This window comes from Peribacillus sp. (genome assembly GCF_059453735.1).
This window is the reverse complement of the sequence record NZ_JAZVJO010000248.1, coordinates 1-12,370: the sequence shown is the minus strand read 5'-3', so window position 1 is coordinate 12,370 and position 12,370 is coordinate 1. Positions and strand designations below refer to the sequence as shown.

The following is a 12,370-nucleotide window of genomic DNA, read 5'->3' as shown; positions in this document are numbered from 1 at the left end:
ATTGCAGAATTAGATGTAGAGGTTGCTGTTGTCGTAGGCGGCGGAAACATTTGGCGCGGAAAAATCGGCAGTGAAATGGGAATGGACCGGGCTAATGCTGATTATATGGGCATGCTGGCGACAGTCATGAACTCACTCGCTCTGCAAGACAGCCTAGACCAGCTTGGTGTTGAAACACGCGTTCAAACTTCTATCGAAATGAGACAGGTAGCAGAACCTTATATTAGACGCCGGGCTATAAGACATCTTGAGAAAAAGCGAGTGGTTATATTCGCTGCCGGAACTGGTAATCCTTACTTCTCCACAGATACAACTGCCGCTCTTCGAGCAGCTGAAATTGAAGCCGATGTTATTTTAATGGCTAAAAACAATGTTGATGGTGTTTACAGCGCTGATCCAGTTAAAGATAAGAATGCAGTTAAATACGACGAGCTTTCCTATCTTGATGTATTAAAAGAAGGTCTTGAAGTGATGGATTCTACTGCATCTTCACTTTGTATGGACAATGATATCCCATTAATCGTGTTTTCACTCATGGAAGAGGGAAATATTAAACGTGTCGTTCTAGGTGAAACTATAGGAACGATCGTAAGGGGGAAATAATATGCCAAAACAAATAATTGCCAACACTAAAACAAAAATGGAAAAAGCGATTGGAGCTTATACTCGTGAGTTAGCTACTATCCGTACTGGCCGTGCGAATGCTTCTCTTCTTGATAGAATCAGCGTGGATTATTATGGTGCACCAACTCCGATTAACCAAGTTGCGGGTGTATCTGTTCCAGAAGCACGACTTTTGGTCATTCAGCCGTATGATAAGACGATCTTAGGCGATATTGAAAAAGCCATTCTTAAATCTGATTTAGGGTTAAATCCTTCTAATGATGGATCGATTATCCGTATTGGAATTCCTGCTTTAACTGAAGAGCGTCGTAAAGATTTAGTTAAAGTGGCGCGTAAAGAATCAGAAGAAGCAAAAATTGCGATTAGAAATGTACGTCGTGATGCCAATGATGATCTTAAAAAGCTTGAAAAAAGCAGCCAAATTACTGAAGATGAGTTGAGAACATATTCAGAAGAAGTACAAAAAATGACAGATAGTCATATCAGTAAAATTGATGACATAACGAAAGACAAAGAAAAAGAAATTATGGATGTGTAACTGAACAATTGCTTCTAAATAAGGGCTGGATGCTAAAGAATGGAAAATAAGCCGGATGGATGTAAGATGCCAAAATAGGCGAAAGGATACTTTCCTTTCGTTTTTCAGGTATCATACATCTTAAAGCTTTTTCCATTGATTTAGATCCAGCCTTTTTAGGTTAGATTTCCTTATTAATTACAGGGTGACTGTGATGAAGTTGACATATTTCGTCTGTTGTGAGATTTTTTTTCATCATAATAATAGGATAAGGTAAATTTTTTTGTTATTATTATATGGATTCTGTAATTCTTTTTACATAATACAGAGAATTAGAAAATATGGTTGAGATAGAGTACAACTTAATGGGGGACACTAGCATGTATTCACTATGGAAGCGTTGGTGTAAAAAGGATGCTTCTTCTGCTTTAGACCAAAGAATTATAGATATAAAAAAATGCGAGGTGCCGCAGCATATAGCCATTATTATGGATGGAAATGGTCGTTGGGCGAAGAAACGAGCACTTCCGAGAATTGCTGGACATCACGAAGGCATGAAAACAGTAAAAAAAGTGACGAAGCTCGCCAATCAATTAGGTGTAAAAGCACTAAGTGTTTATGCGTTTTCCACTGAAAATTGGAAACGACCAAAAACTGAAGTAGATTTTTTAATGAAATTACCTCAAGAATTTCTCGGAACGTTTCTTCCAGAGCTTATTTCTGAAAACGTCCGAGTGGAGATGATCGGTGATAAAGATTCACTTCCTGCTCATACAATTGCAGCTGTAGAGAAAGCAATGGAGGAGACCAAGGATAATACCGGTATGATACTCAATTTTGCGTTAAATTACGGAAGTCGGGCCGAAATACTTGCTGCGGTTAATAAGGCGGCACAGGACATTAAGTCTGGAGGCATCGAATCTGATATCACTGAAGAGGTGTTTAATCGTTATTTAATGACGGATAAATTATCAGATCCTGATTTATTAATCCGAACAAGTGGTGAAATCCGGTTAAGTAATTTTATGCTTTGGCAGTTGGCTTATTCTGAACTCTGGTTTACAGATGTACTTTGGCCAGACTTTAAAGATGAGCACTTAGTAGAAGCAATTGAAGTATATCAAAAGCGTTCTCGCCGCTTTGGCGGTGTGTAGTTTAGAAGGTGAGGAAATAACTAGTTATGAAACAACGAATTATCACGGCTGTTATAGCAGCAGCAGTATTTCTGCCAATTATCATAGCAGGCGGTCTGCCGCTTTTAGCTTTAGTGTATTTAATGGCCACTATCGGTTTATATGAATTAATCAGAATGAAAAAAACACCTTTATTTTCTGTTCCTTCGGTGATTTCCTTTATTCTATTATGGATCCTGCTTCTTCCTGCCGATGGTGAGATTCTCAACTATTTGACTTCTCATGGGTACGATAAGAGTCAAATGGTATTAATTGGAATATTACTTTATTTACTAGCTTCTGTTATTACGAAGAATAAATTTACGTTTGACGACGCAGGATTTATGGTGATTTCTGTCTTATATGTCGGCATGGGCTTTTATTATTTATTCGTGACACGTGAAGTGGGAATTATGTATATATTCCTTGCGCTCTTTACCATCTGGGCTACGGATTCCGGTGCGTATTTTATTGGTAAGGCGTTTGGGAAAAACAAACTTTGGCCGACAATTAGTCCTAATAAAACCGTTGAAGGTTTTGTAGGAGGAATTATCTCTGCCCTTGTGGTAGGTGTGCTGTTTTTATTATTTACGGACATGAGCGCTGTCAAATTGCTGACAATGAGTATTGTTATAGCTATTTTCGGACAATTGGGCGATCTTGTACAGTCCGCATATAAACGTCATTATGGTGTAAAGGATTCAGGGAAAATCCTTCCGGGTCACGGAGGCATACTTGATCGGTTCGACAGCTTACTTTTTATCCTGCCGATTCTGCATTTTTTACATTTTTTATAAAAAAGTTCTATTAGCGGTATTGAATGACGTATCATTAATTGGACATCATTTTGGTCAGGAGATGAACAGGAATTGAAATATATTAGTCTTTTAGGAGCAACAGGATCAATAGGGAAGCAAACGGCAGCAGTTGTCAGGGAGCATCCTCAAGATTTCAAGATTGTTGCTTTATCTGCCGGCAGAAATATTAATCTAGTAAGAGAATATATTCTTGAATTCAAGCCGGAGCTTGTTTCAGTCCAAGAAAAAAGTGATTATGATCAGCTAAAGAGTGAATTTTCAAAAGAGGGAATTGCCTTCACCTATGGTGATGAAGGATTGGTTGAAACGGCTGTATATCATCGAGCGGATGTACTTGTGAATGCAGTAATTGGCAGTGTTGGATTATTTCCAACTCTCGAAGCCATTAAAGCGGGAAAAGACATTGCCATTGCCAATAAAGAAACATTAGTAACGGCAGGTCATCTTGTTATGGATGCGGCTAAACAAGCTGGTATAAGCCTGCTTCCGGTTGATAGTGAGCATTCTGCAATCTTTCAAGCACTTCAGGGTGAGCAGGAAAAAAACATTGAAAGATTGATTATTACCGCTTCGGGGGGCAGTTTCAGAGATCGAACACGTGAACAGCTGGCTGGGGTCACGGTTGAAGAAGCGCTGAACCATCCGAATTGGTCAATGGGTGCAAAAATTACGATTGACTCAGCAACGATGATGAACAAGGGGCTTGAAGTCATTGAGGCTCATTGGCTGTTTGATTTGCCATATGAACAAATTGATGTACTTCTACATAAAGAAAGCATTATTCACTCAATGGTTGAATTTCATGATTCCAGTGTGATGGCTCAGCTGGGCAGCCCAGATATGCGGGTTCCGATTCAGTATGCCTTAACCTATCCGGATCGTCTGCCCCTTGCTTCAAGCAACAGACTGAATCTTGCGAAACTTGGATTGCTTCATTTTGCAGAAATGGATTTTAATCGTTACCCATGTTTGCGTTTTGCTTATGAAGCAGGTAAAATAGGCGGCACGATGCCAACTGTGATGAATGCAGCGAACGAAGTAGCTGTGGCTGCTTTTCTTGATGGAAAGGTAACTTTCTTAGGGATAGAAACGCTGATTGAAAAGGCAATGAATCATCATACGGTGATAGCTGTGCCAGATTTAGCAACCATTCAAGAAGTTGATGAAAGTACCCGTCATTTGGTCCATACACTAGTAAAAGAGAGGTGAGAAACACGTGCTGACCGTTCAAACAATAGTAGCCTTTATTGTGATCTTTGGGTCACTTGTCTTTTTTCATGAGCTTGGTCATTTAGTATTTGCGAAGCGAGCAGGAATACTCTGCCGTGAATTTGCTATAGGTTTTGGTCCTAAAGTATTTACTTACAAAAAAAACGAAACCGTTTATACCATCCGGTTACTCCCGCTTGGCGGTTATGTCCGTATGGCTGGAGAGGATGCCGAGAACCCAGAACTCAAACCAGGGTATCGGGTCGGTTTGCTATTTAATCCAGAAGGAATAGTTACAAAAATCGTCCTCGACAATAAGGACAAATACCCGGATTTACGGGTGATTGAAGTAGAAGCGGCCGATCTTGAACATAAAATGATGATTCAGGGTTATGAAGAAGGCGAAGAAGAGACGCTTCAAACATTTAAAATCGCTCAAGACGCAGTGGTAGTGAGTGAAGGAGTAGAGAATCAAATTGCTCCATTTGAACGCCAATTCAACTCGAAGTCATTAGGCCACCGGACGATGACCATTTTTGCTGGTCCTATGATGAACTTTGTCTTAGCGTTTGTTATTTTTGTCATTATCGGTTTATTTCAAGGTGTGGCTGTGGATGAACCACGTCTAGGGGAGTTAACCGCAGACGGTTCAGCCATTACTTCTGGTTTGAAAAATGGTGATGAAATTCAGAGTATTGACGGCAATGAAGTTTCAAGCTGGCAGGATGTGCAGGAAGCCATCCAGAAAAACCCGGGTAAAGAAATTGAATTTGTCGTTGAGCGTGGGAACAAAACAGAAGAAATTTTAGTTGTTCCACAAGAAGTTGATCGTGAAGGAGAAAAGGTCGGCGTAATAGGAGTCTATCCTCCTGTAGAGAAGTCACCTATTAATGCTTTCAAATATGGATTTACAGAAACCTATTTTTGGACAAAGCAGATTTTTGTTATTCTTGGTTCCCTAATTACTGGAGGGTTCTCACTTGATGCGTTATCAGGTCCGGTTGGCATTTATAAGTCAACGGAAGAAGTAGCTAAATCAGGAATCTTTTACTTAATGAAGTGGGCAGGATTGCTGAGTATTAACCTTGGAATTATGAATCTGCTCCCGCTGCCTGCACTTGATGGCGGAAGACTGCTGTTCTTCTTGGTAGAATTCTTACGGGGGAAACCAATTGATCGGCAAAAAGAAGGCCTTGTGCACTTTGTCGGCTTTGCTTTATTAATGCTCTTAATGATTTTGGTAACTTGGAACGATATTCAACGCTTTTTCCTCTAGTACGTGAGGGAAAGTAAAAACAGCCAGCTGAGACAATCTCGGCTGGCTTGTTTTTCGCTGCTTCAGCTTTTCTTATCTTGATATCTCATGTATAATTGGACGATAAGCAAGATAAGGAAAATGCAAGCAGCGCTAAGTTATAGCGCTTTTGTTTTGATGCTTTTTAATATATGTAATTGAAGAGGTGCAGAGATGAAACAAACGATGACATTGATCCCAACTTTAAGAGAAACACCAGCAGATGCTGAAATAAAAAGCCACCAGCTTTTATTAAGAGCAGGATTTATGAGGCAAAATTCAAGTGGTGTGTACAGCTTTATGCCGCTTGGAATACGAGTTCTTCAAAAAATAGAAACGATTGTTCGTGAAGAAATGGACAATGCTGGAGCTGTAGAGTTATTAATGCCTGCACTTCAACAAGCAGAATTCTGGCAGGAATCTGGCAGATGGTACTCTTATGGACCGGAACTCATGAGATTGAAAGACCGAAACAATCGCGAGTTTGCGCTTGGTGCGACACATGAAGAAGTAATTACAAGTTTAGTACGTGATGAAGTAAAATCATATAAGCGTCTGCCGTTAACCGTGTACCAAATCCAAACGAAGTTCCGTGATGAAAAACGCCCTCGATTTGGACTGCTGCGCGGACGTGAATTCATTATGAAAGATGCTTATTCATTCCATGCTAGTCAAGAAAGTCTTGACGAAGTGTACCAACGTCTATTCACAGCCTATACCAATATCTTTACCCGTTGTGGAGTAGATTTTAGAGCTGTAATTGCCGATTCCGGTGCTATGGGTGGAAAAGATACGCATGAATTCATGGTTTTATCTGAAGTCGGTGAAGATACAATTGCTTACTCTGATACCTCTGACTATGCAGCCAACGTTGAGATGGCACCAGTTATCTTAACTAAAGAAAGAAGTACTGAAACAGAAAACCCATTAGAAAAAATTGAAACACCTGGACAGAAAACGATTGAGGATGTAGCAGGATTCCTTAAGGTATCTCAGCAGCAGTGCATCAAAACTTTATTATTCAAAGTGGATGATAAATATGTTGCGGTTCTAGTTCGCGGCGATCATGAAGTAAATGATATTAAATTGAAAAACTTCTATGATGCTGTTTCTGTGGAACTTGCTTCACCAGCAGAAACACAAGAGATACTAGGCTGTTCAGTTGGTTCTCTAGGACCCGTGGGATTAAAAGGAGTAGAAGTACTAGCCGACCAAGAAGTTGAATTACTCGTTAATGCTGTGACAGGTGCAAATGAAGAAGATTTCCATTATATGAATGTTAATCCAAATCGTGATTTTGAAGTCTCAGAGTATACGGATCTTCGTTTCATCCAAGAAGGAGACGTCTCTCCAGACGGTCAGGGTACTATTAAATTTGCTAAAGGTATCGAAGTAGGACATGTCTTTAAGCTCGGTACTAGGTATAGTGAAGCGATGAACGCTGTTTATCTGGATGAAAATGGCCGCTCACAACCAATGATCATGGGTTGTTATGGCATTGGAGTCTCTAGAACACTTGCCGCTGTTGCTGAACAATTTAATGATGAAAACGGCTTACTATGGCCATCGAATTTAGCTCCGTATCAAGTACATTTGATTCCTGTTAATATGAAGGATGATACACAGGCAGCTGTTGCTGAAGAATTGTATCAAGACCTTAAGACACAAGGATTAGCTGTTTTGATGGATGATCGTAAAGAGCGTGCGGGAGTTAAATTTGCTGATTCTGATTTAATTGGTTTACCTGTTCGAGTGACGGTTGGTAAAAAGGCAGCCGATGGTATCCTAGAAGTGAAAATTAGAAAAACTGGTGAAGTTCTCGAGGTAAATAGAGCAGAACTTGCTGAAACACTAAAAGGACTTCTGTAAAAAAACAAAAGAAAATAAAAAAGCATCAGTCATCATGATGATGCTTTTTTTATTGGTGTAGGGTGGAAATGTTTTACCAGCAACATATCAAAAAAATATCTGGGAACTTCATTAGCGAATGTTGTCGATATGTTATAATTACCTCTCTATTACTAAATGATTATTAGCGAAACAAACAATAGATTAACTAGAGAATATAAGGGGAGAGCGGAAATGGATCAAAATCCGAATACGGGAAGAGAAAGATTTCAACTCTTGCTGCAGCAAATGGACCTTACTGAGGATGCGTTTGTTACCTATTTTTATCAAGCTGAAATTGTGAAGCTGTCTATAGACCGGGATGCAAAGTCTTGGCATTTTATTTTTAAATTGAATGATGTGCTGCCATGCAGTGTGAACACTCGCTTTGCCAACCATCTTGCGGCTACCTTTGCGCATCTTGCTAGAGTGACTTTTTCGTTTCAAGTAGAGAGTCCAAACATTTCTGATGAATTGGTGAAAGAGTACTGGCGGCACTGTATTAGTGAACTTGACGGAATGTCACCAGCCTTACTCTCATTATTAAATGATCAAGAACCAAAAATTGTTGGGAATCGCATTTTTGTGAAGGCAAGAAATGGAGCGGAAGCGGGGCAGCTGAAGAATAAATATTCAGGATTAATTTCAAATATCTATCAATCCCTTGGTTTTCCAGCCTTCTCTCTTGATGCAGAAGTGTCTGAAATGAAGGAAGATAAGGATTATCAGCAGTTCCTTGTAGACAAACAAAAAGAAGATGAAGCCAAGGGACTTGCAGCCTTGACTGAGATGCAAAAGAAAGAATCTGAAAAAGGCAATGATGATCAATACCACGGACCCGTTAAGATTGGTTATACCATCAAAGAAGATGCCGATTTCCGTAGAATTGAACAAATTATTGACGAAGAACGTAAAATTGCGATTGAAGGTTATGTTTTCCACTCAGAACTTAGAGAGCTTCGGAGTGGAAGAACACTGTTAACATTCAAGGTGACTGACTACACAAGTTCCATTTTAATTAAGGTGTTTTCTCGTGATAAAGAAGATGCTGCTATTTTAGCAAATGTGAAAAAAGGAATGTGGGTCAGAGCGCAGGGAAGTATTCAAAATGATACATTTGTTCGTGACTTAGTGATGATTGCCAATGATATTAATGAAATTACGAAAATAGGACGGCTTGATCATGCACCCAAAGATGAAAAACGTGTTGAGCTGCATCTGCATACCCCAATGAGTCAAATGGATGCTGTCACCCCAGTTGGGAGCCTTGTTGCCCAAGCAGCAAAATGGGGGCATAAAGCGATAGCAGTTACTGATCATGCAGGTGTGCAATCTTTTCCTGATGCGTATAGTGCTGGAAAGAAACATGATATAAAAATTCTATATGGTGTGGAAGTTAACCTTGTCGATGATGGAGTGCCAATTGCTTATAATGATTCACATCGCTTATTAGCAGACGAAACGTATGTGGTGTTTGACTTTGAAACAACAGGTCTCTCAGCAGTATACGATACGATTATTGAACTCGCGGCAGTGAAAATTCATAATGGGGACATCATTGACCGTTTTGAATCGTTTGCGAACCCGCATCATCCTTTATCAACCACAACGATTGACTTAACAGGAATTACAGATGATTTGGTTGAAAATGCTCCAGAAGTATCAGAAGTTCTTGAAAACTTCCGTAACTGGGCGGGAGATGGAGTGCTTGTCGCTCATAATGCGAGCTTTGATATGGGATTCTTAAATGTAGGCTACAAAAAATTAGGCTATCCGAAAGCAGAAAATCCGGTTATTGATACGCTCGAATTAGGCCGTTTCTTGTACCCTGAATTTAAAAATCATCGGTTAAATACATTAACGAAGAAATTTGACATTGAACTGACTCAACATCACCGGGCGATTTTTGATGCTGAAGCAACCGGCTATTTATTGCTCAAAATGCTGAAAGATGCCACTGAAAAAGGTATTATTTATCATGATCAGTTTAATGAAAATATGGGACAAGGCAATGCGTATCAACGTTCTCGTCCGTATCATTGTACGTTGATTGCGCAAACACAAGCAGGGTTAAAGAACTTGTTTAAGCTTGTGAGTCTAGCTCATATTGATTTTTATTACCGTGTACCTCGTATTCCGCGTTCGAAACTCGCTAAGCTTCGTGAAGGCATCTTAGTCGGATCAGGCTGTGATAAGGGCGAAGTATTTGAAGGAATGATGCAAAAAGGGTTCGAGGAAGTCTTAAAGATTGCGGAGTTTTACGATTATATTGAGGTGCATCCTAAAGAAGTGTATCAACATATGATTGAAAGAGAGTATGTTCGGGACCAAAAATCATTAGAGAGCATTCTCGAGAATTTGGTTAAACTTGGTGAAAAGTTAAACAAGCCGGTTGTAGCCACAGGAAATGTTCATTATCTTGATCCTAATGATAAAATTTACCGAAAAATCTTGATTAATTCACAAGGCGGTGCAAATCCGCTCAATCGCCATTCATTGCCAGACGTTCATTTCCGCACGACAGATGAGATGCTCAAATCGTTCTCATTTTTAGGTGAAGAGAAGGCTAAAGAAATCGTTGTAACAAACACGAATAAAATTGCCGATATGATTGATGACATTAAACCAATCAAAGACGAACTTTATACACCGAAAATTGAAGGCGCCGAAGATGAAATGAAAGAAATGAGTTACACAATGGCAAGGAGCATCTATGGTGAAGAATTGCCTGAAATTGTTGAAGCACGTCTTGAAAAAGAATTAAAAAGTATCATTGGCCATGGTTTTGCGGTTATTTACCTCATTTCGCATAAATTGGTTAAGAAATCATTGGATGATGGATATTTAGTTGGTTCACGGGGATCAGTCGGTTCATCTCTAGTTGCAACGATGACAGAGATAACAGAGGTAAATCCGCTTCCGCCGCATTTTGTCTGCCCAACATGTAAAAAATCGGAGTTCTTTGATGACGGGTCAGTTGGTTCAGGTTTTGATTTACCTGATAAGAATTGTCCGAACTGTGGGACGCGCTATAAAAAGGATGGCCATGACATTCCGTTTGAAACCTTCCTTGGATTTAAAGGGGATAAAGTACCCGATATTGATTTGAACTTTTCCGGTGAGTACCAGCCCAAGGCCCATAACTATACGAAAGAACTGTTTGGTGAGGAATACGTCTTCAGAGCAGGAACGATAGGAACGGTTGCTGAAAAGACTGCATATGGTTATGTTAAGGGATACGCGGCAGATAATAATATGATCATCCGCGGCGCTGAAACGGATCGGCTTGTATCTGGTTGTACTGGGGTAAAAAGAACTACTGGACAGCATCCAGGCGGTATTATCGTAGTACCTGATTATATGGATATTTATGATTTTACGCCAATTCAATTTCCAGCAGACGATCGTAATTCAGAATGGAAAACGACTCATTTTGATTTCCATTCCATCCATGATAATATCTTGAAACTTGATATACTTGGCCATGATGATCCAACAGTTATCAGAATGCTTCAGGATCTGAGCGGAATCGATCCAAAAACCGTTCCGACTGATGATCCGGAGGTAATGAAAATCTTTAGCAGTACGGAATCATTAGGTGTAACGCAAGATCAAATTATGTGTAAAACAGGAACTTTAGGGATCCCCGAATTCGGGACAAAGTTTGTACGGCAAATGCTAGAAGACACAAAGCCGACTACTTTTTCTGAACTTGTACAGATCTCTGGTCTGTCACATGGTACGGATGTATGGCTTGGAAATGCACAAGAACTCATTCATAATTCGATTTGTACCTTGAGCGAAGTAATCGGCTGTCGTGATGATATCATGGTATACCTGATTTACCAGGGACTCGACCCATCGCTTGCCTTTAAAATCATGGAATCCGTTCGTAAAGGTAAAGGACTGTCAGATGAATTTGAAGCGGAGATGCGTAAGAACGAAGTGCCGGAATGGTACATCGATTCATGTAAAAAAATTAAATATATGTTCCCGAAAGCCCATGCCGCTGCATATGTTTTGATGGCGGTACGGATTGCCTATTTCAAGGTTCATTTACCTTTAGTCTATTATGCGGCGTATTTCACTGTCCGTGCAGAAGACTTTGATGTTGATGCGATGGCTAGGGGTTCACATGCCCTGCGGACCAAAATTGAAGAGATTACAGTTAAGGGTCTCGATGCGTCAACAAAAGAAAAAAATACCCTGACAGTACTTGAACTCGCATTAGAAATGTGTGAACGTGGTTTTTCATTCCAGAAAATTGATTTATATAAGTCAAGTGCTGATGAATTCATTATTGACGGAAATACGTTGATTCCACCTTTTAATGCTATTCCTGGTCTCGGTACGAATGCTGCAATTAATATTGTTAAAGCCCGTGAAAACGGTGAGTTCTTATCAAAAGAAGATTTACAACAGCGTGGGAAAGTTTCAAAAACTATTATTGAGTTTCTGGATAAGCATGGCTGCCTGGGTGACTTACCTGAACAAAATCAGCTGTCACTTTTCTAAAAAACGTATATTGTACCAGCAGACTAACAGTCAAAGCCGCTTCATTTGCATAAATAAGGCGATTATGATATATTTTAATTGGAAATACTTAAGAAGATTCAATGGCAAGAGTGGGGAAACCCGCTCTTTCTTGTTGTACTCTACTAAAAATTCGAATCCATTACACAGAACGTACGACGAAACATGTATGGAGGAACACATGAGCAAAGTAATTGATAAAGTAGAAGAGCTTGTCACACCAATACTCGAAGAGCTGAAACTAGAACTAGTCGAAGTCGAGTATGTAAAAGAAGGAAAGTCCTGGTTTCTTCGTGTTTATATCGATAAAGAAACA

Annotated in this window: 8 protein-coding genes and 1 pseudogene; all 9 read left to right on the top strand. The window is 39.8% G+C overall.

The features are described 5' to 3' along the window. Positions 1-603: UMP kinase (pyrH, locus tag AC52RT_RS07790; RefSeq protein WP_495540214.1), on the top strand; the 603-nt coding region annotated here is incomplete at its 5' end. 1 nt (position 604) lies between these two features. Then, entirely contained in the window at positions 605-1,162 is a 558-nt protein-coding gene (gene frr / locus AC52RT_RS07785) for a ribosome recycling factor (protein ID WP_340849702.1), read from the top strand. 359 nt (positions 1,163-1,521) lie between these two features. Then, positions 1,522-2,295, top strand: coding sequence for an undecaprenyl pyrophosphate synthase (uppS, locus tag AC52RT_RS07780; protein ID WP_495540213.1), 774 nt, complete (start codon positions 1,522-1,524; stop codon positions 2,293-2,295). A gap of 26 nt (positions 2,296-2,321) precedes the next feature. Continuing rightward, the gene (locus tag AC52RT_RS07775) at positions 2,322-3,110 is read left to right on the top strand and encodes a phosphatidate cytidylyltransferase (RefSeq protein ID WP_495540212.1); all 789 of its coding nucleotides are present in this window, start codon (positions 2,322-2,324) and stop codon (positions 3,108-3,110) included. Positions 3,111-3,182: 72 nt separating this feature from the next. Beyond that, positions 3,183-4,340 (top strand): 1-deoxy-D-xylulose-5-phosphate reductoisomerase, encoded by a 1,158-nt coding sequence (dxr, locus tag AC52RT_RS07770; protein ID WP_495540211.1) that lies wholly within the window; start codon positions 3,183-3,185, stop codon positions 4,338-4,340. Between the two features lie 7 nt (positions 4,341-4,347). Continuing rightward, a complete protein-coding gene (gene rseP, locus AC52RT_RS07765; protein ID WP_495540210.1) occupies positions 4,348-5,616 on the top strand; it encodes an RIP metalloprotease RseP in 1,269 nt (422 codons plus the stop codon). A 192-nt stretch (positions 5,617-5,808) separates the two neighbouring features. After that, entirely contained in the window at positions 5,809-7,503 is a 1,695-nt protein-coding gene (locus AC52RT_RS07760; protein WP_495540209.1) for a proline--tRNA ligase, read from the top strand. Positions 7,504-7,716: 213 nt separating this feature from the next. Continuing rightward, positions 7,717-12,036 (top strand): PolC-type DNA polymerase III, encoded by a 4,320-nt coding sequence (locus AC52RT_RS07755; protein WP_495540208.1) that lies wholly within the window; start codon positions 7,717-7,719, stop codon positions 12,034-12,036. A gap of 199 nt (positions 12,037-12,235) precedes the next feature. Further along, a pseudogene (locus tag AC52RT_RS07750) lies at positions 12,236-12,370 on the top strand (ribosome maturation factor RimP); the annotation flags it as partial.

Coding starts and splice junctions, on each gene's coding strand:
- frr (WP_340849702.1), top strand. CDS start 605: ATGCCAAAACAAATAATTGCCAACACTAAAACAAAAATGGAAAAAGCG.
- uppS (WP_495540213.1), top strand. CDS start 1,522: ATGTATTCACTATGGAAGCGTTGGTGTAAAAAGGATGCTTCTTCTGCT.
- AC52RT_RS07775 (WP_495540212.1), top strand. CDS start 2,322: ATGAAACAACGAATTATCACGGCTGTTATAGCAGCAGCAGTATTTCTG.
- AC52RT_RS07760 (WP_495540209.1), top strand. CDS start 5,809: ATGAAACAAACGATGACATTGATCCCAACTTTAAGAGAAACACCAGCA.
- AC52RT_RS07755 (WP_495540208.1), top strand. CDS start 7,717: ATGGATCAAAATCCGAATACGGGAAGAGAAAGATTTCAACTCTTGCTG.